At 63.6% G+C, this 24,593-nt stretch carries 20 protein-coding genes; 10 read left to right on the top strand and 10 right to left on the bottom strand.

The annotated features are described in order from the left end of the window. Nucleotides 1-26 precede the first annotated feature (26 nt). On the bottom strand, nucleotides 27-1,727 hold the full coding sequence (locus IWX85_RS13970; RefSeq protein ID WP_196870136.1) for a CTP synthase: 1,701 nt from the start codon (nucleotides 1,725-1,727) through the stop codon (nucleotides 27-29). A 377-nt stretch (nucleotides 1,728-2,104) separates the two neighbouring features. Between IWX85_RS13970 and coaBC the strand changes: the two genes are divergently transcribed. From coaBC to IWX85_RS13950, 4 genes are all read left to right on the top strand, one after another. Beyond that, the gene (gene coaBC, locus IWX85_RS13965; RefSeq protein WP_196870135.1) at nucleotides 2,105-3,385 is read left to right on the top strand and encodes a bifunctional phosphopantothenoylcysteine decarboxylase/phosphopantothenate--cysteine ligase CoaBC; all 1,281 of its coding nucleotides are present in this window, start codon (nucleotides 2,105-2,107) and stop codon (nucleotides 3,383-3,385) included. Beyond that, the gene (locus IWX85_RS13960) at nucleotides 3,385-3,789 is read left to right on the top strand and encodes a hypothetical protein (protein ID WP_196870134.1); all 405 of its coding nucleotides are present in this window, start codon (nucleotides 3,385-3,387) and stop codon (nucleotides 3,787-3,789) included. The genes coaBC and IWX85_RS13960 overlap by 1 nt, the downstream gene beginning before the upstream one ends. Then, a complete protein-coding gene (dut, locus tag IWX85_RS13955) occupies nucleotides 3,786-4,232 on the top strand; it encodes a dUTP diphosphatase (protein WP_036809851.1) in 447 nt (148 codons plus the stop codon). The genes IWX85_RS13960 and dut overlap by 4 nt, the downstream gene beginning before the upstream one ends. Nucleotides 4,233-4,442: 210 nt before the next feature. Further along, nucleotides 4,443-5,000, top strand: a complete 558-nt coding sequence (locus IWX85_RS13950; RefSeq protein ID WP_036809854.1) for a glycine zipper 2TM domain-containing protein — start codon at nucleotides 4,443-4,445, stop codon at nucleotides 4,998-5,000. Nucleotides 5,001-5,083: 83 nt separating this feature from the next. On the opposite strand, the gene IWX85_RS13945 is transcribed toward IWX85_RS13950, so the two are convergent. Further along, nucleotides 5,084-5,608 carry a peptidylprolyl isomerase gene (locus IWX85_RS13945; RefSeq protein WP_036809857.1) on the bottom strand — a complete coding sequence of 175 codons (525 nt, stop codon included), beginning with the start codon at nucleotides 5,606-5,608 and terminating at the stop codon, nucleotides 5,084-5,086. Between the two features lie 14 nt (nucleotides 5,609-5,622). On the opposite strand from IWX85_RS13945, the gene IWX85_RS13940 reads away from it, so the two are divergent. From IWX85_RS13940 to IWX85_RS13930, 3 genes are all read left to right on the top strand, one after another. Next, a complete protein-coding gene (locus IWX85_RS13940; protein WP_196870133.1) occupies nucleotides 5,623-6,852 on the top strand; it encodes a cupin domain-containing protein in 1,230 nt (409 codons plus the stop codon). Between the two features lie 37 nt (nucleotides 6,853-6,889). Continuing rightward, nucleotides 6,890-7,402 carry a hypothetical protein gene (locus IWX85_RS13935; protein ID WP_196870132.1) on the top strand — a complete coding sequence of 171 codons (513 nt, stop codon included), beginning with the start codon at nucleotides 6,890-6,892 and terminating at the stop codon, nucleotides 7,400-7,402. Between the two features lie 215 nt (nucleotides 7,403-7,617). Next, complete coding sequence (locus tag IWX85_RS13930; protein ID WP_081932645.1) at nucleotides 7,618-7,884, top strand: hypothetical protein; 267 nt, start codon at nucleotides 7,618-7,620, stop codon at nucleotides 7,882-7,884. Nucleotides 7,885-7,937: 53 nt separating this feature from the next. On the opposite strand, the gene IWX85_RS13925 is transcribed toward IWX85_RS13930, so the two are convergent. The 5 genes from IWX85_RS13925 to IWX85_RS13905 form a co-directional block, all read right to left on the bottom strand. Then, nucleotides 7,938-8,711, bottom strand: coding sequence for an MBL fold metallo-hydrolase (locus tag IWX85_RS13925; protein WP_196870162.1), 774 nt, complete (start codon nucleotides 8,709-8,711; stop codon nucleotides 7,938-7,940). A 34-nt stretch (nucleotides 8,712-8,745) separates the two neighbouring features. Then, on the bottom strand, nucleotides 8,746-9,786 hold the full coding sequence (bamC, locus tag IWX85_RS13920; protein ID WP_081932809.1) for an outer membrane protein assembly factor BamC: 1,041 nt from the start codon (nucleotides 9,784-9,786) through the stop codon (nucleotides 8,746-8,748). A gap of 138 nt (nucleotides 9,787-9,924) precedes the next feature. Then, the gene (dapA, locus tag IWX85_RS13915) at nucleotides 9,925-10,809 is read right to left on the bottom strand and encodes a 4-hydroxy-tetrahydrodipicolinate synthase (protein ID WP_196870131.1); all 885 of its coding nucleotides are present in this window, start codon (nucleotides 10,807-10,809) and stop codon (nucleotides 9,925-9,927) included. Between the two features lie 92 nt (nucleotides 10,810-10,901). After that, a complete protein-coding gene (locus tag IWX85_RS13910) occupies nucleotides 10,902-11,531 on the bottom strand; it encodes a bifunctional 2-polyprenyl-6-hydroxyphenol methylase/3-demethylubiquinol 3-O-methyltransferase UbiG (RefSeq protein ID WP_196870130.1) in 630 nt (209 codons plus the stop codon). Between the two features lie 191 nt (nucleotides 11,532-11,722). Continuing rightward, the gene (locus tag IWX85_RS13905) at nucleotides 11,723-12,964 is read right to left on the bottom strand and encodes an MFS transporter (protein ID WP_196870129.1); all 1,242 of its coding nucleotides are present in this window, start codon (nucleotides 12,962-12,964) and stop codon (nucleotides 11,723-11,725) included. Nucleotides 12,965-13,121: 157 nt separating this feature from the next. Between IWX85_RS13905 and IWX85_RS13900 the strand changes: the two genes are divergently transcribed. The 3 genes from IWX85_RS13900 (at nucleotide 13,122) to parC (ending at nucleotide 18,685) form a co-directional block, all read left to right on the top strand. Further along, complete coding sequence (locus IWX85_RS13900; RefSeq protein ID WP_196870128.1) at nucleotides 13,122-15,101, top strand: DNA topoisomerase IV subunit B; 1,980 nt, start codon at nucleotides 13,122-13,124, stop codon at nucleotides 15,099-15,101. Then, entirely contained in the window at nucleotides 15,101-16,006 is a 906-nt protein-coding gene (locus tag IWX85_RS13895) for a lytic transglycosylase domain-containing protein (protein WP_196870127.1), read from the top strand. The genes IWX85_RS13900 and IWX85_RS13895 overlap by 1 nt, the downstream gene beginning before the upstream one ends. Before the next feature lie 324 nt (nucleotides 16,007-16,330). Further along, on the top strand, nucleotides 16,331-18,685 hold the full coding sequence (gene parC / locus IWX85_RS13890) for a DNA topoisomerase IV subunit A (RefSeq protein ID WP_196870126.1): 2,355 nt from the start codon (nucleotides 16,331-16,333) through the stop codon (nucleotides 18,683-18,685). A 313-nt stretch (nucleotides 18,686-18,998) separates the two neighbouring features. Here parC and IWX85_RS13885 read toward each other — a convergent pair whose 3' ends face one another. The 3 genes from IWX85_RS13885 to IWX85_RS13875 all read right to left on the bottom strand — a co-directional run bounded on the left by IWX85_RS13885 (nucleotide 18,999) and on the right by IWX85_RS13875 (nucleotide 24,573). Then, entirely contained in the window at nucleotides 18,999-19,286 is a 288-nt protein-coding gene (locus IWX85_RS13885) for a hypothetical protein (protein ID WP_196870125.1), read from the bottom strand. Nucleotides 19,287-19,639: 353 nt separating this feature from the next. Then, the gene (locus IWX85_RS13880) at nucleotides 19,640-21,574 is read right to left on the bottom strand and encodes a hypothetical protein (protein ID WP_196870124.1); all 1,935 of its coding nucleotides are present in this window, start codon (nucleotides 21,572-21,574) and stop codon (nucleotides 19,640-19,642) included. Further along, a complete protein-coding gene (locus tag IWX85_RS13875; RefSeq protein WP_196870123.1) occupies nucleotides 21,574-24,573 on the bottom strand; it encodes a caspase family protein in 3,000 nt (999 codons plus the stop codon). Before IWX85_RS13875 ends, IWX85_RS13880 begins: the two co-directional genes overlap by 1 nt. Nucleotides 24,574-24,593 lie beyond the last annotated feature (20 nt).

Genomic DNA, 24,593 nt, shown 5'->3' with positions numbered 1-24,593 from the left:
CAGCTCAATCCCGGACCCGCAGGGCTTCATGCCGCTGCCACCACTTTGAGGGGTTTGGCCGCGTCCGCCGTCTGTGCCAGGCTGGCCGCATCGCGGTGAGCCAAGGTGGCGGCAATGTAGGCATTGAACAGTGGATGGCCGTTCCACGGCGTCGAATTGAATTCGGGGTGAAACTGCACGCCGATGAACCAGGGATGCACCGCATGCGGCAACTCGACGATTTCGGTCAGGTTCTCGCGCTGCGTGAGCGCTGAAATCACCAGGCCTGCCTTGCGCAGCGCATCCAGGTAGTTGACGTTGGCTTCGTAACGGTGGCGATGGCGTTCGGTCACCACGTCGCCGTAGATCTGGTGCGCCAGGCTGTTCGGCGCGACGTCTGAGCTTTGCGCGCCCAGGCGCATCGTGCCGCCGAGGTCGGACTTGGCATGGCGCGTCTTGATGGTGCCGTCGGCGTCTTTCCATTCGGTGATCAGGGCAATCACCGGATGTTTTGTGGCGGGATCAAACTCGGTACTGTTGGCGTCTTTCAGCCCGGCGACATGGCGTGCGAACTCGATGGTCGCCACCTGCATGCCCAGGCAGATGCCGAGGTAGGGAATCTTGTTCTCGCGGGCAAAGCGGGCCGCGCAGATCTTGCCTTCGACGCCGCGGATGCCAAAACCGCCGGGCACCAGGATACCGTCGAACGCTGCCAGGCACGACACGGTGTCGGGTGTCAGGGTTTCGGAATCGAAGTAGGTGATGCGCACCTTGGCATGGTTTTTCATGCCGGCGTGGCGCAGTGCTTCGTTGAGCGACTTGTAGCTGTCGCTCAGTTCCACGTACTTGCCGACCATGGCAATGCTGACCTCGGACTGAGGGTGCTCGGTTTCATACACCAGGTCGTCCCAGCGCTTGAGGTTGGCCGGCGGCGTGTTCAGGCGCAGCTTGTCGCAGATCAGGCCGTCCAGACCCTGCTCGTGCAGCATGCGCGGCACCTTGTAGATCGTGTCCACGTCCCACATCGAGATCACGCCCCATTCGGGCACGTTGGAGAACAGCGAGATTTTCTCGCGCTCCTCGTTGGGAATCCGGCGGTCGGCGCGGCACAGCAGCACGTCGGCCTGGATGCCGATCTCGCGCAGTTGCTTGGCGGTGTGCTGCGTCGGCTTGGTCTTGAGTTCTCCGGCAGCGGCAATCCACGGCACGTAGCTCAAGTGCACGAAGGCGGTGTTGTTCGGCCCCATGCGCAGGCTCATCTGGCGAACCGCCTCCAAGAAAGGCAGGGACTCGATGTCGCCCACCGTTCCGCCGATCTCGACAATCGCCACATCCACCGCGTCCGGCTTGTCGTAGCGCGCGCCGCGCTTGATGAAGTCCTGGATCTCGTTGGTGATGTGCGGAATCACCTGAACCGTCTTGCCAAGATAGTCACCGCGGCGTTCCTTTTCAAGCACGCTCTGGTAAATCTGGCCGGTGGTGAAATTGTTGGCCTTGCGCATCCGCGTTTCGACGAAACGCTCGTAGTGGCCCAGGTCCAGGTCGGTTTCGGCGCCGTCCTCGGTCACGAACACCTCGCCGTGCTGGAAAGGAGACATGGTGCCCGGGTCTACGTTGATGTAGGGGTCGAGCTTGATGAGGGTGACCTTGAGGCCGCGCGATTCAAGGATCGCAGCCAGGGAGGCTGAGGCGATTCCCTTGCCCAGGGAAGACACCACACCGCCGGTGACGAAGACAAATTTGGTCATGCCATGTACGAACCTGCAAGTTCGCTGAGGTGGTAAACGGAGATTATAGGGGTTGGCTGTCTGGCGCAGACGGCTGCATTCTTCAAGAAATTGTCTGTCGCTGGCTCGGAACTTCACGTCAGGTTCTGGATGTGCCAGAAGCGCGGAATGAAAAAATTCATGACAAAAAAAGCTGTTTGCGCATACTGCGCATGCAGCGCAAGCTATCAAAAGAATAGTAATCAGCCGTCCCGGGCTGCAGATGCTGCAGCGCCGTGCCCAATACGCTCCGTACTCTGCCCAACTCTCGCCCGATGCCACCAGACGGCGGTTTTGGCGGTTGATGCGATGCTTCGCGGTCTGCCAGCCCGCCGTGCTTAGCTGATACATTGCCAGCCATGACAAATCAAGTAAACGTGTGTGGCGCCGACGCGCCCGAGCTGGCGGGCAAACATATCGTGCTCGGTCTGTCGGGCGGCATTGCCTGCTACAAGTCGGCCGAGTTGTGCCGGCTGCTGGTCAAGGCCGGTGCCACGGTCCAGGTGGTGATGACCGAGGCCGCCGCCCAGTTCATCACGCCGGTCACGATGCAGGCGCTCAGCGGCCGGCCGGTGTATTCGAGCCAGTGGGACGGCCGCGAGCCGAATGGCATGGCGCACATCAACCTGTCACGCGAAGCCGATGCGATCCTTGTCGCGCCGTGCAGCGCCGACTTCATCGCCCGGCTGGTGCAGGGAAGGGCCGACGAACTACTCAGCCTGCTGTGCCTGGCGCGACCCGTCGACCGGGTTCCGCTGCTGGTGGCGCCGGCCATGAACCGCGAGATGTATGCGCATCCCGCCACGCAGCGCAACCTGGCGCAACTGACGCAGGACGGCGCCACGGTGCTGGGCGTCGGCACCGGCTTTCAGGCTTGCGGCGAAACCGGCGACGGCCGCATGCTGGAGCCTGGCGAACTGCTGGAAGACCTGATGGCCTTTTTCACGCCCAAGGTCCTGAACGGCCAGCGTGTGCTGGTGACAGCCGGACCGACCTACGAAGCGATCGACCCAGTGCGCGGCATCACCAACCGGTCCAGCGGCAAGATGGGTTTTGCCATTGCCCGCGCGGCACGCGAAGCCGGTGCCGAGGTCACGCTGGTGGCCGGTCCGGTCAGCCTGACCACGCCGCGCGGCGTCACGCGAATCGACGTGAAATCTGCGTCAAACATGCTCTCAGCAGTTGCTGAAAGGGCGCAGTCAGCCAGTATTTTCATAGCAACGGCAGCTGTGGCTGACTGGCGGCCGGCCGACCCGTCGCTGCAAAAAATCAAGAAGGACGGTTCCGGCCAGGCGCCACAGCTGGCTTTCACTGAAAACGCCGACATCCTGGCAAGCGTGGCCCGCTCGCCGGCTGCACTGGCGGGCCGGCTGTTTTGCGTCGGCTTTGCGGCGGAAAGCCATGACCTGCTGGAAAACGCGCAGGCCAAGCGCTTGCGCAAGCAGGTGCCTCTGTTGGTCGGCAACATCGGCCCCGACACCTTCGGCCAGGACGACAATGCCCTGCTGCTGATTGACGCGCAGGGCAGCCTTGAATTGCCCCGGGCGTCCAAGCGGTCGCTGGCGCTGCGGCTGGTCGTCGAGATTGCCCGCCGGGTACCAGCCCATGCACCCGCCGGGCAGAACACTGCGCCCGCGTGATGCAGCCTTCGAATACCCCGCCTGATGGTGACTTTGTGCGTTATCTGGAACGCCTGACGGCCGCCCAGGCGGTGGCAAGGGATACGCCTGCGCCAGGCGCGACGATGGCGATTCAGGGCTTGCCGTCGGTGGCGGCGGGGCTGAAATCCATGGCGCGCATTCCTTTTTTGCGGCACGTCAAATGGGTCGCCGGCCTGTGGGTGGCCACGCAAATCCTGGCCCGTTTCGTGCCCGGCGCCGGGTTCTTGTTCATACCCATGCTCGCGGGGTATGTCGCCTGGCACATCTACCGCTTGAGATCGCAGCCACCGGGCGCTTTCGGCAAAAAAATGGTCGCGCTGGCCAGGCGCGCAGCCGAAGAAGCCCGAAAAGTATCCTCAACCCTTCCCAAAAACAAGCCATGAACATCGACCTCAAGATCCTCGACCCGCGCCTTCAGGACAACCTGCCCGGCTATGCCACGCCCGGCAGCGCCGGACTCGACCTGCGCGCCTGCCTGGACGCGCCCCTGACGCTGGGCGCCAACGCCTGGCAGCTGATTCCGACCGGCATGGCCATCTACCTGCACAACCCAGGCTATGCCGCGATCATCCTGCCGCGTTCCGGGCTGGGCCACAAGCACGGCATCGTGCTGGGCAACCTGGTCGGGCTGATCGACAGCGACTACCAGGGCCAGCTCATGGTCAGCGCCTGGAACCGAAGCGACGTGCCCTTCACCATTGAGCCGATGGAGCGGATTGCTCAGCTGGTCATCGTTCCGGTGGTGCAGGCGCAATTCAGGGTGGTGAATGAATTCGTTGCCACCGAACGGGGCGAGAACGGCTACGGCTCTACAGGAAAAGTCTGAGCCATCATTGCGCCCGGCCCATGGCATGCGTGAGGTCTGTCCTACCCTCATTGATTCATTCCTCCCACGCACGCTAAGCTTCGGACCTGACCTAGAAACACTTGGTCTGCCATTCAAATCAAGGCTTCGGATTACCTTCACGCTTGGCTGAATTAGAAAATAAAAGCCGAAGCAGGACAGAATTTCAATGACTTTATCCAGGAGAGTTTCATGCGCCGTATTTCCCGCTTTGTTTCAGTGACTGCTTCAGTGCTTGTGCTGGCCGGTCTGGCTGCCTGTGGCTCCGTGCCCATGGATAACCAGGGCCAGATGTCGTCGTATCCGTCGCCAGCGTACCCGGGCCAGGGTCCGTACCCCAGCCAGTATCCGAATCAGTACCCCACGCAATCCCAGTACCCCGCCCAAAACCAGCAAGGCAATTACGCGGAATACGGTCGTGTCAACAACATCGAGGTATTCCAGGGCCAACCGCAAGCGCAGGGTCCCGGCCTTGGCGCGGTTCTGGGCGGTGTCGCTGGCGCGGTGGTTGGCCGCCAGATCGGTGGCGGCACCGGCCGTGACTTTGCAACAATAGCCGGCGCCGTCGGCGGCGCCGTGGCCGGCAATGCGATCCAGAACAACAATCGCAACGCCAACGTCAGCCAGACCTACCGCGTCACCGTCCAGCTGGACAACGGCGGGGCGCGCGCCTACGACGTGCCGGCCACCGGCGAGTTGCGCATCGGTGACCGCGTCAGGATCCAGAACAACCAGCTGTTTCGCTACTGATTCGCTGGCGTCCTGACGCAAAAGCGGCGCCGCAGTTTCATCTGTGGCGCCGCTTTTTCATGGGCCAGTAACTGTGGCTGTGTTCAGTGCAGTGTGTCGTTGCCGGTTGCCGTGGACTCCAGCTTGAAGAAACCGGTGCCTAGAGAACCCTGGCCGATTTCTGACTCGGTGGCTTCGCGCACCGATTCGACCTTCAGCGCCAGCCGGATGGCAATGCCGCCCAGCGGGTGGTTGCCGTCCAGCACCACATGCTCGGGATAGATGTCCGTCACGGTATAGATGTGCTCGGGCGGAATTTTCGCGGTAGCGCCTGCCGGCATGGCCGCACCGTCAAACGTCATGCCTTCTTCGAGTTCGGCTGGAAAAATGCTGCGCGGCTCAAGAAACACCCGGTTTTCATCGTAGTCGCCAAAGGCGTTTTCAGGCTCCAGGTGAAGCTCCAGCGTGTCGCCGGCGGCGTGGCCAAGCAGTGCTTCCTCGATGCTGGCCAGCAGGTCCTTGCCGCCGAGCAGGAAATCGACCGGCTCGTCCAGTTCGTCCAGCACATCGCCCAAAGTGTCTTTCAGCGTCCATGTCAGGGCAACGACGCATTGCGGGGTGATTTTCATCCGACAATTGTCCCATGGATGTCAATCAGCCCCTCTCCCTTCTCGCCGGTCTTACCCCCGCCCAGTTCATGCGCCGCCACTGGCAGAAAAAGCCGTTGCTGGTGCGCCAGGCGATTTCCGGCTACCAGCCTTTTCTCAGCCGCACGGCCCTGACCAAGCTGGCTTCCCGGGAAGAGGTCGAGTCGCGCCTGATCGTCCAGCAGGACACTGGCTGGACGCTGAAAAAAGGGCCGCTTGCTCCCCGGAGTCTGCCGCCGCTGGGCCAGCAAGGCTGGACCTTGCTGGTTCAGGGCGTGGATTTGCACGAGCCTGCTGGTCACGCGCTGCTGCAGCAATTCCGTTTCGTTCCCGATGTGCGCATGGATGACCTGATGATCTCGTTTGCCACGCCGGGCGGCGGTGTGGGGCCGCATTTTGACAGCTATGACGTGTTTTTATTCCAGGCCAGCGGCCGCCGGCGTTGGAAAATCGGCAAGCAGAAAGACTTTTCACTGCAGCCGGGCGTGCCGCTGAAAATCCTGCAGAACTTTGAAGCCGACGAGGAATTCGTGCTGGAGGCCGGCGACATGCTTTATCTGCCGCCGCGCTATGCCCACGACGGCATTGCCGAGGCCAGCATCGGGCCAGATGGCAAGCACGCTGACTGCATGACGTATTCCATTGGTTTTCGCTGCCCTGTGCAGGGCGAACTGACCGCCGACCTACTGCACCGGCTGGCTGAAATGGGTGAAGATGCCGCCCAATTGTGTGGCGAAGAAAACCAGGGCGCGCGCGCCGTTCCCAAGCGCATGTACCGCGACCCCGCGCAAACCGCCACCGAAACGCCGGCCGCCATGCCCATCGGCCTGGCGGACTTTGCCCGGCAGGCGGTGCTTGACGCCCTGAACGACTCGCTGGCATTGACTTGTGCGCTGGGTGAATCCATGTCCGAGCCCAAGCCGGGCATCTGGTTTGACGAAGCCGAACAGGCTTGGGACGGCGAAGCTGCCAAGGCCGGCCAGACAGGCATTGCGCTCGATGCACGCACCCGCATGCTGTATGACAGCGACCACCTCTTCATCAATGGCGAAAGCTACCGGGCCAAAGGTGCCGATGCTGCCTTGATGCAGCGCCTGGCCAACCAGCGCCACCTGGCCGCGAGTGATTTGCGCAAGGCCAGTAAAAGCGCGATTGCCCTGCTGGGCGACTGGCATGAAGCAGGCTGGCTCATGCAACACGAGGACACGCTGGCAGGCCAGGGCTAAAGGTTCGCACTTCGCCCGAATTCAAGGTTCAAGCAACATGACATCCGGACAGGCAGGCGCTACGCATTCGATGCTGCCCGATGGCCGTTTCGGCGGTCGCAGTGAATTCGCCGAACTGGTTCGCCAAGCCTTGGCTGCAGCCGCGGCGCAGGGCTGGCGCGAAATGATCTGGTGCGATCCGGACTTCGGCGACTGGCCACTGGGCGAGCGCGCCGTGGCGCAGTCGCTCAACGACTGGGCGGGAGGCGGTCGCAAGCTCACCCTGCTGGCCGGGCATTACGATGCCGTTCTCCGTCAGCATGCGCGCTTCGTCAACTGGCGGCGGACCTGGGCGCAGGTTATCGAGTGCCGCAAGAGCGGTGCGGCTTCGGCAGGCAGCCTGCCCAGCGCGTTCTGGAGTCCGGTGTGGGTGTTTGAACGGCTGGACAGCCCGCGCTGCACAGGCGTTGCCGGTGCGGACCTTGCCCGCCGCAGCGCTTTGAAGGAGCGCCTCAATGAGCACCTTTTGACCAGTTCAGCGGGTTTTCCAGCAACCGTTTTGGGCTTGTAAGTGTGGTTTTACGGTTGCGGGCTGGCCCCCCACAGCTTATTTTGAGTGGTTAAGGGTTTTCATGCTTGTGCTTGGCAGCATATAATTTAGGGCTGCGTAGAAAGAGCTCGAGTCCTTTCCTCACAGGTCAGGACATCACTCGAATTTGTCGTTTGAGCTTGGGTTTTGACAATTTCAGGAAATTGTTTTCTTAAATATCATCAAGGATCGTAAAAATGAACAAGTCCCTCGTACTGGCCGCTATCGTTGCCGCTGTTGCCCTGGCCGCCTGCGGTAAAAAAGAAGAAGTCGTTGCGCCTGCACCTGCGCCCTCCGTCGTTGTCGTTCCTGTAGAGGCTCCTTCTGCTGCGGCCGCGGTCGCAGCCGCTACCGGCGCCGCTTCCGCCGCCGCCGACTCCGCCAATACCGCTGTAAGCGCCGCTATGGATGCAGCTTCTGCTGCTGGCAGCGCTGCCTCTTCTGCTGCATCCGCTGCGAAGTAAGACTTCCTGATTTCCTTAAAAGCCGCCCCCGGGCGGCTTTTTTCATGGCCGCATCAAAGCTGCATCCATGGCGTCCCGCTGGAGGGCCCGGCCACCACGATGTCGCCGGGCTGGCAGCCCAGGGCGTTGGAAAGCACCTCTTGGACCAGGTCAGGCCGGTTGTTTTTGGCGCTCAGGTGCGCCGCCACCACGTGCTTCAATCCGCCGTGGTTCACGGCATTCGCAATGGCGGCCGCCGCCATATTCGACAAATGGCCGTAGTCGCCGCCCACCCGTCGCTTCAAAAAAGGCGGATACACCGACTGGTCCAAAAGGTCGGTGTCGTGGTTGGATTCCAGCAGCAGGGCATGGCAGGCCTGCAGATGGGCCATTACATGCGGCGTTGCATGGCCCAGGTCGGTCAGAATTCCCAGCTTGGACGAGCCATCGGTGCAACTGAGTTGCAGCGGCTCCCGGGCATCGTGCGGAACGGTGAACGGCATGAGCTGCAGGCCGCCCATGTCAATGGCCTTGGCGTCTCGCGCAATGTGCAGCAAGCCATCAAAGTCAGGCGAGCCGATCGCCGAATGCGTCCCCTGGCTCATCCAGACCGGAATCCGGTAGCGCAGCGCCAGCGTATGCGCACAGCCAATGTGGTCGCCATGCTCATGGGTGATGAACACCGCGTCAATATCTTCAGCTTGCAGCCCGGCCTGACCCAGGCGAACCGCGAGTTGCCGGATGCCCAGGCCGCAGTCCACCAGCAGGCGAAAGGGTAGCAGGCCACCGGCTTCCACCAGAGTGGCGTTGCCACCGCTGCCGCTGCCCAGACTCCTGAAACGCATCAGATCAACGCTTGCTGGTACGCCGCCGTGGCGGTGCTTACTTCAGGTCGTCTGCAATCACCTGGACAATGCGCTGGGCATTGGCAGACGACTCGGGCGTTCCCTGGAAATTCAAGACTGAAACCGTGGTTTTTTCGCCTTCGCTCTTGACCGAAATGCGGTATTTCAACGGCATGACGGCTGCAGCCGAGCCGCTGAAAATTTTGCTGAAAAAGCCCTGTTCGCCCTTGTTGGCGGTCGGCTCGACATAGCGTACGAAGTAGGTGCCCTGGCTGCGGTCGCGGTCTTCGACGGTAAAGCCGGTGCGGTCCAGCGCCAGGCCGACCCGTCGCCAGGCCCGCTCGAAGCCTTCGTCGATCTGCACCACGGGCAGGTTGTTGACCATGGCAATACGCGATGTCTGCGCCGTGGCGCCGGCGGCAATCAGCGCCTTGGACTGCTCCTGCGTCACGCCCAGCTTGACCATCAGGCGGCGCAAGAACTCCGCTTCGAGTTCGGGATCGCTCGCGCGCGGCTGCCAGATCGTGCCGTCTCCCCCAGCCGAACTGCCGCCGCTCTTGGCGCCCGTGACAATTTCTTCCATGCCGCGGTGGCTGATGTAGATTTCGGTTCCGCCGTCGGGGCGGCGCTCCAGGCGGGTGCGGAACTTGTCGCGCTCGCCGGTCGAGTACAGGCTGTCGAAGACCTTGCCCAACGCATTGCGGATGAAGTCCTGGGGAAGCTTGGCGCGGTTTTCGGCATAGTCGGTTTCCATGATGCCGAGGTTTTCCTGGTCCTGTGCCAGCAGGAATCCGCTTTCCAGCCAGAAATCGCGCACCGGCGTCCAGAGCTTGTCGGCCGGACGGTTGACCACCAGCCAGCGCTGGTTGCCGGCGCGTTCGATGCGCACATCGCCGACCGCAGCGGCCGCTGTGGTGACGGTCTGCGCCGGCTGGGCAATCTGGTAGCTGCTGGCGCTGACGGCCGTGCCCGGCACCACGTAGCGGGTGTCGCGGCTGAGCTGCGTCAGGTCGGGTGGCACATCAAGCGAAGGGCCTTTGGCGCCGCTCGACTTGTAATCGACCCGCTCGCCATCCATGGTGTCCCGGATCGTGGAGCAGCCTGCCAGCAGGCTGGCGGCCAGCAGTGCTGAAAGAGCGGCCGCGCTGCGGGCGTTGCGCAGGGCTTGGCGCTGGGGGGATCTCGGCAATGTCTTCACGTGGGGTTCCCTTAATAATCAGATCAGGCCGCAAGCGCGCAAGGCGCTTTCGACGGCAGCTTCGTTGCTGGTTTCAAGCGGAGTCATGGGCAGCCGCAGCGTGTTGCCGCACAGGCCCATGCGGGCCATGGCCCATTTGACCGGGATCGGATTGGCTTCGACGAACAGGTTGCGGTGCAGCGGCAGGAGTCTGAACTGCAGTTCCATGGCCAGCCTGACGTTGCCGGCCACGGCGGCCATGCACAGCGCGTGCATGAGCCGGGGCGCGACATTGGCCGTCACGCTGATGTTGCCCTGGCCACCGGAGAGCATCAGCGCCACGGCCGTCGGGTCGTCGCCCGAATACACGGCAAAGCCCTTGGGCACTTCCTTGATCAGCCACTGGGCGCGCTCGATGTTGCCGGTGGCTTCCTTGATGCCGACAATGCCGGGCACTTCGGCCAGGCGCAGCACGGTGGCATGCGCCATGTCGGCCACGCTGCGGCCGGGCACGTTGTAGAGCACCAGCGGCAGGTCGCCCACGGCTTCGGCAATCGCCTTGAAGTGCAGGTACTGGCCCTGCTGCGTCGGCTTGTTGTAATAGGGAACCACCTGCAACTGGCAGTCGGCACCGACCTGTTTGGCGAACTTTGCCAGCTCGATGGCCTCGGCAGTTGAATTCGCACCGCAACCGGCCATGATCGGCACCCGCTTGGCGGCCTGCTCGACAGAAACGCGGATGATCTCGCAATGCTCCTCGACGTTCACCGTGGGCGACTCCCCGGTGGTGCCGACCACACCGATGCAGTCGGTGCCCTCGGCAATGTGCCAGTCAACGAGTTTTCGCAGCGTAGGGTAGTCCACGCTGCCGTCTTCATGCAAGGGGGTTGCCAGAGCAACAATGCTGCCAGTAATGGGGTTCATGTCGTGCTTGTAACGTCGTGGCTGGTGTGATGAAGCGGCTTCAAGGCGCTGAAGGCCGGCCCAAAAAGCCAAATGCGCATTCTACCCAGAGCTCAGCAAAGTGGGTACCTGGGCGGGCTGGACGCTGTCGCGGGCAGCACCCCGCCTGAATGCGTTGCATCCATCGCTTTCCGGACAGCGGCGATGCGCTGGACAAAACGCGGCTTTTCCCCGTTGGGCCCTTCGAGAAAGCCCTCTTCAAAGGCGACGATGCGCAATGTGCGACAGGTCTCCAGCAGTTCGCCGGGACGCAGCAGAAAATCAAGCCTTGAGGGTTTTCCAACCGTTTCGTTGCCCTGCGCAAAGGTTTCGTAAATCAGCACGCCCCCGGGCGCGAGACTGGCCAGCAGGGTGGGCATCAGCGGTCGCCACAGGTAGTTGGCGATCACCACCGCATCGAATTGGCGGCCCGCGAACGGCCAGGGGCCGTTTTCAATGTCGGCCACCACGGCTTCGCAGGCCGGCGCCGGAATGGCGATGGACTCAATTGCTGCCTGCGCCCGGTCCACCAGCACGACCGGATGATTTTGCTGATGGAACCAGCGCGCATGGCGCCCATGACCGCAGGCCACGTCGAGCACCACACCGCCCGGCGTGACCAGATGCGACCAGCGCACCACCCAGGAGGAAGGCGCTGCTGCGTCTGCATGAAGGGCGTCGAATGCTGAATGGTTTACTATCATTTTTATAGCTGTCAAGGCAATACCTGCTTGCGCAAGAGGCCTTAAAGGCTTGAAATTTTTAAAGAAAGTCCTAAAAACACGACCACATCTGGTCGGCCAGTGAGATCAGGAACTCGGGCCGCGTATACAGCGAAAACACGCCCAGTGAGACCACGATGGCCAGGCTCCAGAGTACGGCTTTGCGCAGCATCTCAAGCGCCCTGTACCAGGCCGCCCGGGCTGACCCGGTGAATCGGCGTTTCCCGGACTGGCAGGTTGATCAGCGCCGCCAGCACGCCCAGCACGATGGCGATGTACCAGACGATGTCGTAGCTGCCGGTGCGGTCATACAGGAAGCCGCCCAGCCACACGCCCATGAAAGAGCCGATCTGGTGGCTGAAGAAGATGAAGCCGCTGAGCATCGACATGTGCTGGATGCCGAAGATCTGCGCCACCACCGCGTTGGTCGGCGGAATCGTCGAGAGCCACAGCAGGCCCATCAGGCTGGAAAAGATATAGACGCTGGCCGGGCTCAGCGGCGCGGCGATGAACACGCTGATCACGATGGCGCGCGAAAAATAGATCGTCGCCAGGATCTTGCGCTTGGCCATCCGCTGGCCGAGCACGCCCGCCGCGTAGGTCCCAAACACGTTGAACAGGCCGATCAATGCCAGCGCGTAACCGGCCACCTGCGGCGACAGCCCCTTGTCCTTGAGGTAGCTGGGCATGTGGACGCCGATGAAAACGACCTGGAAGCCGCAGACAAAGTAACCCGCCATCAGCATCTGAAAGCTCGGGTACTTCAGCGCCTCGCCCAGCGCCTGGCCGATGCTCTGGTCGCGCCTGGCGGGCACGCCGCCGTCAAACCCGTTTTCGCGCAGGCCCAGTGCCACTGGCACGATCAGCAGCACGGCGCCGCCCAGCACCAGCAGGGCGGTCTGCCAGCCCAGCGTGCTGATGAGGAAACCCTCGGTGGGCACCATCAGGAACTGGCCAAACGATCCTGCCGCCGCCGCCACGCCCATGGCCCACGAGCGCTTGTCCGCCGAGATGTTGCGGCCGATCACGCCGTAAATCACCGCATAGGTGGTGCCCGCCTGGGCCGCGCCGATCAGCACGCCGGCCGTCAGCGTGAACAGCAGCCCCGTCGGCGACAGCGCCATGCCAACCAGTCCCAGGGCATAGAGCACAGCGCCACCGGCAATCACCCGGAACGCGCCGAAGCGGTCGGCCACCATGCCGGCAAAAATGCCAAAGATACCCCACGACAGGTTCTGCACCGCAATCGCAAAGGCAAAGGTTTCGCGCGTCCAGCCCTGCGCCTGGGTGATGGGCTGCAGCCACAGGCCAAAGCCATGCCGGATGCCCATCGACAGCGTGACAATGGCCGCGCCGCAGGCCAGAACCTGAAACATCGACAGTTTTTGGGGGGACGAAAGCGCGCTTGAAGTCATGGGCAGACTTTAACGAAAATGTTCTCCAGCGGCAGTCGTCTGCGCAAAAGTTGACTCGGCCAACCCCACGGGGGGAAATGAGCGGGCTTGAGGGCTGTATGTTTGTACAGTTGACTTGGTCGCCCCGGTCTACAATTCAGGCAACACTTGAACTGCCATGGCCGACAAAAACATCATTGCTTCCCCCGCTTATTCCGAAAGTTCGATCCGCGTCTTGAAGGGCCTGGAGCCCGTCAAGCAGCGCCCGGGCATGTACACCCGAACCGACAATCCGCTGCACATCATCCAGGAGGTGCTCGACAACTCGGCCGACGAGGCACTGGCCGGGCACGGCAAGAAGATCAAGGTCACACTGCACGCCGACGGCTCGGTGACCATCGAGGACGACGGGCGCGGCATTCCCTTTGGCCTGCACCCGGAAGAGCAGGCGCCGGTGGTCGAGCTGGTGTTCACCCGGCTGCATGCCGGCGGCAAATTCGACAAGGGAAAGGGCGGCGCCTACAGTTTTTCGGGGGGTCTGCACGGCGTCGGCGTCAGCGTGACGAATGCGCTGTCCACCCGGCTTGAAGTCACGTCCTACCGCGAAGGCAAGGTCGCCAGCCTGGCTTTTTCCGGTGGCGACGTGATCGAGCCGCTGGTGCTGCGCAAGACCGAAAGCGGCGACCGTAAATCCGGCACCACGGTGCGCGCCTGGCCGGATGCCAAATATTTTGAATCATCAGCGCTGCCGATGGCTGAGTTGACGCACCTGCTGCGCAGCAAGGCGGTGTTGATGCCCGGCGTGACCGTCACGCTGACGAACGAGAAAACGAAGGACGTGCAGACCTGGGTCTTCAAGGGCGGCTTGCGCGACTACCTGATGCAGACCCTCACCGCCGATCCGCTGATCCCGATGTTCGAGAGCGAAGGCTTTGCCGACAGTGCGCATGAAACCTTTGCCGAAGGTGAGGGCGCCAGCTGGTGCGTCGCTTTCACCGAAGACGGTGCGCCGGTGCGCGAAAGCTATGTCAACCTGATCCCGACCAGCGCCGGCGGCACGCATGAAAGCGGGCTGCGTGACGGCCTGTTCACGGCGGTCAAGAGCTTCATCGAACTGCATTCGCTGCTGCCCAAAGGCGTCAAGCTGCTGCCCGAGGACGTGTTTGCCCGCGCCAGCTACGTGCTCAGCGCCAAGGTGCTCGATCCGCAGTTCCAGGGCCAGATCAAGGAGCGGCTCAATTCGCGTGATGCGGTGCGGCTGGTGTCCAGCTTTGTCCGGCCGTCGCTTGAACTCTGGCTGAACCAGCATGTCGACTATGGCAAGAAGCTGGCCGAACTCGCCATCAAGGCCGCGCAGACCCGCCAGAAAGCGGGGCAGAAGGTTGAAAAACGCAAGGGTTCGGGCGTGGCCGTGCTGCCCGGCAAGCTGACCGACTGCGAAAGCCGCGACCTGGCGAACAACGAGGTGTTTTTGGTCGAGGGCGATTCGGCCGGCGGCAGCGCCAAGATGGGCCGCAACAAGGAAAGCCAGGCGGTGCTGCCGCTGCGCGGCAAGGTGCTCAACACCTGGGAAGTGGACCGTGACCGGTTGTTTGCCAACACCGAAATCCACGACATCGCGGTGGCCATCGGCGTGGACCCGCACGGTCCGAACGACACGCCGGACCTGAGTGGCCTGCGCTACGGCAAGGTCTGCATCCTGTCCGACGCCGACGTGGACGGCTCGCACATCCAGGTGCTGCTGCTGACGCTGTTTTTCCGGCACTTTCCAAAATTGATCGAAACTGGCCATGTGTACGTGGCACGTCCGCCGTTGTACCGGGTTGATGCGCCGGCGCGCGGCAAGAAGCCGGCATCCAAGGTCTACGCCCTTGATGAAGGCGAACTGACCGCCATCCTGGACAAGCTGCGCAAGGATGGCGTGCGTGAAAACGCCTGGAGCATCAGCCGTTTCAAGGGGTTGGGCGAGATGAGCGCAGAGCAACTCTGGGACACCACGCTCAACCCCGACACCCGGCGCCTGCTGCCGGTCCAGCTGGGTAACCAGGATTTCTTGCAGACGGAGAGCCTCATCACTAAACTGATGGGCAAGGGAGAGGCCGCAGCGCGCCGCGAGTTGATGGAATTGCATGGCGATGCTGTGGAGATTGATATTTGATGACCATTGACCCATTACCCGTCGCGACAAGCGCCAAGGATCGACAGCCCCGCAAATCGCTGTGCGGGCGTGCCGGTCTTCTGGCACCGTTGATGTTGCTGGCCTTGCAGGCCGCGCCGGCACGGGCTGACATCTGGGGCTATGTGGACGAGGACCGGATCCCACACTTTGCTTCCAGCCGCCTTGACGACCGCTACGAGCTTTTTCTGCGCGACAACATCGAACCCTACCGCCTGATGGACGTGCCCCGCAAGGCGCAGGACAGGGGCCTGGACGAGGCTGCTGCACCGGCCGTGGCCGACGTGGCGGGTATTGGCGTGCTCTCGCCCCGCATGGTGGCTTTTTTTGACCGCTCGCCAGGCTACAAGGCGGCCAGCCCCCTGCTGCGCGAAGCCTCCAGCAGGCATGGCATCGACTACTCGCTGCTCAAGGCGCTGATCGCCACCGAGTCGGGCTTCAACACCTTTGCGGTGTCGCCCAAGGGCGCCGTGGGCCTGATGCAGCTGATACCGCCGACCGCCGAGCGCTACGGCGTCACGGCAGGCAAGGACGGATCAATTGAAAAAAAGCTCACCGACCCGAAAACCAACATCCGGGCGGGTGCGCGCTACCTGGCCTACCTGATCCACATGTTTCCGGGCCGGCTGGAACTGGCGCTGGCCGCCTACAACGCTGGCGAAGGCGCGGTGCAGCGGGCCGGCAACCGGATTCCCAACTACCCCGAAACCCAGAACTACGTGAAGACCGTCATGCAGCTTTACAGTGGGCTGACGCCTCCCGGGTTCAAGGCACCGACTGGCCGGGTACATGTGGAGCTCAAGGGCACAAGCATCGGGCGCGCCAGCATGCCCACGCAGGGCAACCCGGCTTCTCCACTGAATCGGACTGAGTTTCCCCGCGAGTAGCCGCTTGCGTTTGCGCGCTGAAACTGGTTTGCGCCGCAAGCTCGAAGGGCTGGGACGTTTTCCCGATTTCGGGCATTAACCCACCACAATCAGCGTTACGTTACTTTTGTTGCATAACGTGGTGAGCTGGAAATCCCGGCTTTGCCCTCCATTCCCATTCATATCCTTCCATTTTCAGCCCATATCGCCCGGTGGTTTTTCGCCTTGTCCTTTGCCGCGTTGCCTGTGGCTTCGCATCTCATCCCGGATGGGTCTGGAAACCGGACCAGGCATCCGCCTTGTCTTTTTCAATGCCTGACCACTTACTGACTGATTAAAAAAACCATGGATCTTTTCACGCCAGATGCTGAACTGCCGATGCCTGCAACGCCTGATGAAGACTCGCTGGCCGCCTACGCCCAGCGTGCCTACCTTGAATACGCGCTGAGCGTCGTCAAGGGCCGGGCGCTGCCCGATGTCTGCGACGGCCAGAAACCCGTGCAGCGGCGTATTCTCTACAGCATGGCCCGCATGGGCCTGGCCTTTGGTGGCCCGAATGGCGCGACCGGCGCCCGGCCCGTCAAATGCGCCCGCGTGGTCGGCGACGTGCTCGGCCGCTTCCATCCACACGGCGACCAGGCGGCGTATGACGCGCTGGTGCGCATGGCGCAGGACTTCTCCCAGCGCTACCCGCTGATCGACGGGCAGGGTAACTTCGGCTCCCGGGACGGCGACGGCGCCGCCGCCATGCGCTACACCGAAGCCCGGCTGGCGCGCATCACCACGCTGCTGATGGACGAAATCGACGAAGGCACGGTCGATTTCATTGCCAACTACGACGGCTCGACCGAGGAGCCGCGCCAGTTGCCGGCGCGCCTGCCGTTCACGCTGCTCAACGGCGCCAGCGGCATTGCCGTCGGGCTGGCGACCGAAATCCCCAGCCACAACCTGCGCGAGGTGGCCGATGCCTGCGTCGCCCTGATCCGGGCGCCCAAGCTGAGCGATGAAGAGCTGTACCTGCTGATTGCCGGCCCCGACTACCCGGGCGGCGGCCAGATCATCTCCAGCGGCGCCGAGATTGCCGCCGCCTACCGCACCGGACGCGGCTCGCTGAAAGTGCGCGCGCGCTGGAAAATCGAGGAATTGGCGCGCGGCCAGTGGCAGCTGGTGGTGCAGGAACTGCCACCCGGCGTGAGTACCCAGCGCGTGCTGGAGGAAATCGAGGACATCACCAACCCCAAGATCAAGCTGGGCAAAAAAGCGCTCAGCCTGGACCAGGTGCAGCTCAAGCAGTCGATGCTGGCGGTGCTCGACGTGGTGCGCGACGAATCGAGCAAGGACGCCGCCGTGCGCCTGGTGTTCGAGCCCAAGACCAGCCGCACGGCCCAGGCCGAACTCATCAACACGCTGCTGTCGCACACCAGCCTGGAGAGTTCATCGCCGATCAACATGACCATGATCGGCCTGGATGGCCGGCCGACGCAAAAGTCGCTGCGCCAGATGTTGAACGAATGGATTGCGTTTCGCCAGACGACGATTGAAAAACGCTCGCAGCACAGGCTCGACAAGGTGCTGGCGCGCATCCACATCCTCGAAGGGCGGCAGCTGGTGCTGCTCAACATCGACGAGGTGATCGCCATCATCCGCCAGTCAGAAGAGCCGAAATCGGCGCTGATCGACAGGTTCAGCCTGAGTGAGCGTCAGGCCGAGGACATCCTGGAAATCCGCCTGCGCCAGCTGGCCCGGCTGGAGGCCATCAAGATCGAGCAGGAACTGAAAACCCTGCGCGACGAGCAGGGCAAGCTCGAAGACATTCTGGGCAACCCGACGGCACTGCGTCGGCTGATGATCAAGGAAATTGAAGCGGACGCCAAACAGTTCGCTGACCCGCGCCGCACCCTGATCCAGGCCGAGAAAAAATCTGTTCTGGAAGTCAAGGTGCTCGACGAACCGGTCACCGTCGTGGTCAGCAGCAAGGGCTGGGTGCGCGCACGCGGCGGCCACGGCCATGCGCCGACCAGCTTTGCCTTCAAGGCCGGCGACGCGTTGTATGGCACGTTTGAATGCCGCACGGTTGATACGCTGCTGGCCTTTGGCAGCAACGGCCGCCTCTATTCGGTGCCGGTGGCGCTGCTGCCCGGCGCGCGCGGCGACGGCCAGCCAGTCACGACGCTGATCGAACTGGAGTCGGGAACGCAGCTGCTGCACTACTTTGCCGGGCCCACCCCGGCCATGCTGCTGCTGTCGAGTTCGGGCGGCTACGGTTTCCTGGCGACGGTGGACAACATGGTGTCGCGCAACAAGAGCGGCAAGGCCTTCATCACGCTGGGCGAAGGCGAAACCATCTGCCAGCCGTCGCACGTCAAGGGCACCTCGGGCAGCCAGCCGGTGCCGCCCGCCACGCACGTGGCCTGTGCCTCGACCGGCCAGCGCATCCTGACCTTCGACATCGCCGAGATCAAGCAGATGGAAAAGGGCGGGCGCGGCCTGATGCTGATCGACCTGGAGGGCGCGGACGCACTGGCCGGCGCGGCCGCCTACACCCGCAGCGTGCGCATCGACGGCATCGGGCGCGGCGCCAAGGCGCGCGAGGAAACGCTGGAAATTCGCAGCCTGAACAACGCGCGCACCGTGCGCGCCCGAAAAGGAAAATCAGCCGACCTGGGCTTCAAGCCGACGGGAATTGTCCGGGTTGAGTGATGAAAATGGTTGTTTGCGCAATAGGGGCGGGCGCGAGCAGCTATATATTTAATAGCCATTCCGCCAGGCGCTGTTTTGTCGGGCTTTGGGCGGGTTCTTCTATGGTTGGAGGGATGAGCGCCTTCCCGGCGGGGGGTAACTTTCTTTTCTGGCAAAAAAGAAAGTCACCAAAGAAAGTTGCCTTGGGAACGGGAGCGGGTTAGAGCTGAGCGCTCTGTCGGGCCATCGCTTCGCTGGGCTCTGGGTTCCTTGATCGGTGGCTCGTGGCCAATGCCGGTGGCTGGCTGGTTCGACCGCTCGTTCGCCAACAGCTTCACGCTCTGCTTGATCGTTTCTTTTGTGTTCCAAGCACTGCTGGCAGTTTTTTGCCCTTTTTTTTCTCGGCCAAGGCAGGCCGGCGGCTGACAGGGGACAGTAAAAAGGGCAATCGTTGTTCCACACCCACCGACCCACCGGTTTGTACCCAGCAGGTGAGGGAGAGAAAAAAAAGGCGCAGCCGATAGCTGACAGCGACGCGCGCAGCGCGAGTAAACCAGATCAAGCAGAGCGTGAAGCTGTTGGCGAACGAGCGGTCGAACCAGCCAGCGACAGGCATGATCACCGGCTGTAGATCAAAGAACCCAGGGCCCAGCGAAGCGAAGGCCCGACAGAGCGTTCAGTTCTAACCCGCTCCCGTTGCCCAGGCAACTTTCTTTGGTTACTTTCTTTTTTGCCAGAAAAGAAAGTTACCCCCCGCCGGGAAGGCGCTCACCCCTCAATCCACAGAAGAACCCACCCAAAGCCCCAAAACAGAAAACGCAGCGATCAAACCGCAAACGTCAGCAGTTACAAATTTCCAATCAAAAAGCATGCTTTCGCAATATAGGCGAACATAACCCGCTATTTATTTGATAGCAGTATATGTGTCAGGTGCTCCAGCGCGGCCATCCATTGCTGCAAGACCGACGCAAGCCGTCAATGTCCGCCATGCACCAGCGCAAAAAGCCCTGGCAGCGGCAGCCAGCGTTTGTCTGCCAGGTGCCAGTACGTCTGACCGCAGGCGGTGTCGAAAAACGCCCGCCGCCGTTCCAGCCGGCCGGCACCGACGACATTTTTCAGCACCACATAGCGGATTTCGCCGGTCGGCCCGAGGATCACCGTCGAGCCGCCGTAGTAGGTGAAAGCCGGCCCTTCGGCCGAGGCGCGGACATGGCGTTCCTGGGTGATTTCGGCAACCAGGTCAAAGACAATTTGCCCGTTTGGTCCGGCGCGCCGCGCCGAACGGATTGATTCGACGCAGGGCAGGCCGACCGTGTCGCCGTCAAGGCGCGCGTCGCCATTGGCCACCAGCCCGAATTCCTCCGTGCGGCCAGCGTGCGTGACGTAGTGGCCGAGCATGCAGGCCTGCCGGTACAGCTCGTCGAGACCGGCCGCATTGGCCGGGTCGCCGCTGAAGCGCAGCGCCGCGAAATCGAGCCCCGGCACCGGCGGCAGTTCCAGCCGGGGCCGGTGCCAGAGCAGCGCGTCCTGCGACAGGTGGTTGGCGCTGCGCGGATAGATGTCGCGCCGCCAGAAGGCATCAATCAGCGCGCCCCGGTAGTCCCACGGGTCGTCGGGCACCAGGTCGTAGTCGGCGGTGATCAGGGCGCGCAGGTAGTCGCCGAAGGTCATGCCGACGGGCGGGCAGTAGTCGATGGCGCGGATGCAGATGCCCAGGAACTGGCTGGCCAGCTTGCTGGCGCGCTCGGCCAGGATGGTCTGCAGGTCGTGCGAGAGTTCTCCCGGCGGCAACACGCCGCTGCCGTTGGTGGCCAGGCGCACGAAGCGCTCGGTGCGGCGCTGGTAGACCTGCACGAAGGCGTCGAACACGGCGCTGACCAGCACCGTGCCCAACTGGTGCGCCTCCAGCCCGGGCTGGTAACGGGTCGGGTTGCCGGCGTCTTTCTCGACTGCGCTGCGCAACGGGCCGTTCTGGCCGGTGGTGTGGCCAAATTCTCCGGCCAGTTCGGTCAGCAGATTGGCATGCTGCAAGGCGCCCTTGCAGCGCCGGATCGCGGTCAGCACCACCTCGGAGTAGCTGAAATGCTGGAAGATGGCGACCAGGTCGGCAAAGGCTTCATGAAACGCGACGACGTCCGTGTTGGTCGGCACGATGAAGTGCGCGCGCAGCCCGTCGAGCAGTGCATGCGTCACCTCGTGCACCACGATGTCGTGCGACAGGCAGGTGAAGACATAGCCGCCCGGCATGGTGCGCGTGGTCGGCTTGTCGCTGGCCGGGAAATAGCCAAAACGCAATTCGCCGGTGGTGATGCCGTTTTCATAGTAGGCGTTCTGCTCCTGGCCATGGTGCGGCCTGAGCACCAGCCGCGCCGGCGTTTTGCCGTCGCCAAAGCCCCAGCCCAGGTTGCGGCCCAGCGCCGTCTTGAAGGTCGAATAGACATTGCTGCAGACGGCATAGACCATCTGGTGGTGAAAGCGCGGGTCCGAAGGCGAGGGGTCGTAGCCGCTGGCCATCAGCACCTTGCGGTCTTCCAGGTCGGCCTCGCGGTAGCGCACGCCCCGCTGCCCGTCGTTCGGATCGACCTCGAACAGCTTGCCCACCGGACCCGGCTGCAGCGGCTCAAACGGGACGTTGAGGGTCGCGATCGAGCCTTCGAGCCGCGACACCGACGGATCCACCGTGTAGATGCGCAGCGGGCGGTAGAGCGGGTCGCCGTGCCGGCGTTCATACGGTACGACCGGCGGCTGCTGCACGCCGGTCCCGATGCGGTAGTCTTCGCCGTCGCCAGGATAGTGGCGCGCGATGTGAGGAGCGTCCCCGGGCCGGCCTTCTTCGCGGCTGGCGGCATCGGCGGCGACGGCCTCGGTGGTCGTTGCGGTTGCGGTTCCAGCCGCAGGCTCGGATGCCATCATCGCCTGCCCGGCGCGAGCGCTTTCACGGCCTGGGTCAGTTCATTCACGGCGTGGCGCAAGCTGGTGTCGCCAGGGGCTGCGGCCATGGCTGGCTCCCAGGTAGCAGGTGCGCGGTTGCCCGCAGCCAGTGACTGAAGGAGTGCGCCCTGGCGCGCGGCTTCGGCGCAGTCGAGCATCGGCGCCTGGCGCGGTGCGCTGCCGAACTCGGCCAGCACATGGTGCAGGAACTCCTCATTGCTGAGGCCCTTGATGCCTGCGGCCAGCACTTTGGTGGCGCGCCGCGTGAAGTCGCCATTGCCGCCGCTTTCCAGCGCGACCTGGTGGTCCAGGCAGGCCGAGAACTTCACATCGCGCATCCGTTGCGGCCCGCCGCTGCCAACGGCCCGCGTGGCGCTGCGCGACTGCCGGCGAAAACGCTGGTGCGCCTCGGCAATCTCCTGAGTCATCCTGACGAAGCGGGCCCTGGTGCCGGGCGGCACGGCCATTTCCCCCGGTGACAAACCGACGGCGAAACGGCTGTTGGTGCCGGAATGGCAGCAGTCCATGAAGCAGGTCATGTTCACGCCGTCGGGGATGCGGGCAAACAGCTCGGCAATGTCGTCGTCGATATACAGCGCGCCGCTGGCAAAGTCAACCGGGCACAGCGCCTCGTCAATCGCATCGTCCTCGTCGCCGTTCAAATCCGGCACCTGTGTGCCGTGGCCGGCGTACTGGAAGACGATCACGTCGCCGCAGCAGCATTCGCCGACCAGACGGTTCAGTTCGCGCTCCAGCGTGGCGCGGGTCGCGTCAAGGTTGACCAGCAGCCGGGTCTCGAAACCGAGCGCCCCCAGGGTGCGCGCCCAGTTGCGGGCATCGTTGACGCAGCCGGCGAGCTGGTGCTCCGGCGCCGGGTAGGCGTCGATGCCGACGCACAGCGCCACGCGCCGGCCGCCGCTGCTGCCAGTGCTGATGGCCGGTACCGGCAGGGGCGCCGCCGGGGAAAGCGGATAAGGCGGCATCGCTGCGGCGCCTGGCATCGACGCGGGCAGGCTGACCGGTGGCATCGCGTATGGGATGCCTGGGGTCGCGGGCAGTGCGCTGAAACCGAATTCGGCGGGCCAGTCGACCTCTTCAATCCAGGGCCGCGGTGCGCTGCGGGTGACCGGGAACGCCGCGATATCGGCCGCGTCGGGCTGGTCCAGGATGCGGCGCACGATGCTGTTCATGGTCGGCGCGTCGTCGTCGAAGCCGCCGTGCGACAGCGACCGGCTGGCCGACCGGCCGGTGTCGCCCGGCGTGGGCGACCAGACCACGCTCGAGGGCGTTGGCGATGCGCCCGCCAGGCCGAACAGGCGCTTGAGGTCGGCATCGCCGCGCAGGCTTTCCTCCAGCCCGAGGATCGGCGTGGCGCGCCGGTCTTCCAGCGCATTGAAGATCAGGTAGAGCAGCGACTTGCGGTAGACCTGCGCGCAGTTGTCCTTGCGCTCGAAGTCCCTCTGCATGGTGTAGAGCGTGAGCGACTCGGCCGCGCGGCCCGGGCCAATGTGCGCCAGCAGGCGCTGCCGGAAGGTGTCGACGCGCACTGCAGGCGCCAGGAAATGCGCGGTCTTGAAGCCCGGCACGCCCAGCGCGTGGGCCAGCGGCAGGAAATGGCTGTGAAAGATCGAGCCTGCGCTGTGACCGACCGCATGCAGTTCGATCCGGTCGGCATGCTTGTCGCACAGCGCCTTGAGCCGGGTGGCGACGTAATGCGCGCCGCCGCCGATATCGTCGCCGCTGGCCGCCGGCGCGTCCATCGCATGCTCGGCGCTGGACTTCATGCCGCCCCAGATGCGCGGCCCCTGCAGGGCGCGCGCACCGATCTCGACCAGCGGGTCGGTGGTGAAGTCGGCCAGGCCGCGCGACAGGGCGCGGCTGCCTTGTTGCGCACGGCCAAGCAACTGGCCGATGGTCTCGAAAAAGCCGGTTTCCCAGATGAAGTAGATCGGGTAGATATTGTTGCGCTGCCACCAGTCGATGTGCTTGTGGGCGATCTGCAGGCCGCTCGATTCGGACACCAGCCCGCCATGCGCGTAGAACACCAGGCGCAGCTTGTGGCCCGCAGGCATTTCGCTGACCGCCTGCGGCAGGTGCTGCTCGAAGATCGCGTCGATGTCCCCGGCCGTCGAGGCTGCCTCGCCTTCGCCCGACAGGCGGCCGACCCGCAGGTTGACCAGGTGCGGCCGCATGGCATGGAGCGCTGCCGTGCCCAGGCCCGAGTCACGGCTTTGCGCAGCGGCCGATGTGCCGCCGGCATCGCCAGCGGGGCCGGCGTGGCTTGCAGCGGCGGCCTGGCCGGCTTCCTGCTCGTCATGCGACAACTCGGCATCGCCGCGCTCGCCGGCATTGTCGGCGGTGCGCGACAACGCGCGGATGGCCTCGGCGATGAAGCGCTCGGTTTCATCGGGAAACGGCTGGGGCTGAGCCGGGCCGCGCGAGGCACTGGCTTGCATTGCACGCTTGACGGCTTCGATCTCGTCCAGGATGTCGGCATACACCAGCGCGCTGCCAGGGCACGACTTGGGCGACATGGCGTTGTGAAAGCGCAGCGTGCTGGCCGGCAGGTGAAAGCGCGACTGGACCAGCGCCACGACCCGCAGCGCTGTCTCCTTCTGCGCGCCGCCGAACGGGTCGCGGCCCTGGTCGAAGTCGCCGATCATCTCGAACATGAACGGGCCGAAGGCCTTGTTGCCGTTGTGCCCGGCGGCGCTGGCCGGCGACAGGTTCCAGTTGCGCCCCAGCCAGACCATGCCGTCGGGGTCGATGGTGAGGTGCTGGGCAATGTCGCTCCAGCCGTTGACCTGCGTGTGGTGGCGCCACATCGAGACAATCGTGTCGTGGCCGCGAAAGTCGGCGTGCCGGGGGCGCCAGGTATGGTGCATGTGCACCGCGTCGATCTTCCGGGTAAAGGGAAACTTCTGGAGAAGCTGCTCGAACTGATCCGGCGACAAACGCTGGAAAGTGGGTGTTGACATGGCGCGCCCCTGTGACGAGT

It is taken from the genome of Polaromonas sp. CG_9.11, assembly GCF_015752225.1.
In the GTDB taxonomy this organism is placed as follows: Bacteria; Pseudomonadota; Gammaproteobacteria; order Burkholderiales; family Burkholderiaceae_C; genus Polaromonas.
This window is presented reverse-complemented; position numbering and strand designations above follow the sequence as displayed.

What these genes read in the sequence shown, in the direction of transcription:
- IWX85_RS13970 (WP_196870136.1), bottom strand. Translation starts at nt 1,727, where the DNA reads ATGACCAAATTTGTCTTCGTCACCGGCGGTGTGGTGTCTTCCCTGGGC.
- coaBC (WP_196870135.1), top strand. Translation starts at nt 2,105, where the DNA reads ATGACAAATCAAGTAAACGTGTGTGGCGCCGACGCGCCCGAGCTGGCG.
- IWX85_RS13960 (WP_196870134.1), top strand. Translation starts at nt 3,385, where the DNA reads ATGCAGCCTTCGAATACCCCGCCTGATGGTGACTTTGTGCGTTATCTG.
- dut (WP_036809851.1), top strand. Translation starts at nt 3,786, where the DNA reads ATGAACATCGACCTCAAGATCCTCGACCCGCGCCTTCAGGACAACCTG.
- IWX85_RS13950 (WP_036809854.1), top strand. Translation starts at nt 4,443, where the DNA reads ATGCGCCGTATTTCCCGCTTTGTTTCAGTGACTGCTTCAGTGCTTGTG.
- IWX85_RS13945 (WP_036809857.1), bottom strand. Translation starts at nt 5,608, where the DNA reads ATGAAAATCACCCCGCAATGCGTCGTTGCCCTGACATGGACGCTGAAA.
- IWX85_RS13940 (WP_196870133.1), top strand. Translation starts at nt 5,623, where the DNA reads ATGGATGTCAATCAGCCCCTCTCCCTTCTCGCCGGTCTTACCCCCGCC.
- IWX85_RS13935 (WP_196870132.1), top strand. Translation starts at nt 6,890, where the DNA reads ATGACATCCGGACAGGCAGGCGCTACGCATTCGATGCTGCCCGATGGC.
- IWX85_RS13930 (WP_081932645.1), top strand. Translation starts at nt 7,618, where the DNA reads ATGAACAAGTCCCTCGTACTGGCCGCTATCGTTGCCGCTGTTGCCCTG.
- bamC (WP_081932809.1), bottom strand. Translation starts at nt 9,786, where the DNA reads ATGGATGGCGAGCGGGTCGATTACAAGTCGAGCGGCGCCAAAGGCCCT.
- dapA (WP_196870131.1), bottom strand. Translation starts at nt 10,809, where the DNA reads ATGAACCCCATTACTGGCAGCATTGTTGCTCTGGCAACCCCCTTGCAT.
- IWX85_RS13910 (WP_196870130.1), bottom strand. Translation starts at nt 11,531, where the DNA reads ATGATAGTAAACCATTCAGCATTCGACGCCCTTCATGCAGACGCAGCA.
- IWX85_RS13905 (WP_196870129.1), bottom strand. Translation starts at nt 12,964, where the DNA reads ATGACTTCAAGCGCGCTTTCGTCCCCCCAAAAACTGTCGATGTTTCAG.
- IWX85_RS13900 (WP_196870128.1), top strand. Translation starts at nt 13,122, where the DNA reads ATGGCCGACAAAAACATCATTGCTTCCCCCGCTTATTCCGAAAGTTCG.
- IWX85_RS13895 (WP_196870127.1), top strand. Translation starts at nt 15,101, where the DNA reads ATGACCATTGACCCATTACCCGTCGCGACAAGCGCCAAGGATCGACAG.
- parC (WP_196870126.1), top strand. Translation starts at nt 16,331, where the DNA reads ATGGATCTTTTCACGCCAGATGCTGAACTGCCGATGCCTGCAACGCCT.
- IWX85_RS13880 (WP_196870124.1), bottom strand. Translation starts at nt 21,574, where the DNA reads ATGGCATCCGAGCCTGCGGCTGGAACCGCAACCGCAACGACCACCGAG.
- IWX85_RS13875 (WP_196870123.1), bottom strand. Translation starts at nt 24,573, where the DNA reads ATGTCAACACCCACTTTCCAGCGTTTGTCGCCGGATCAGTTCGAGCAG.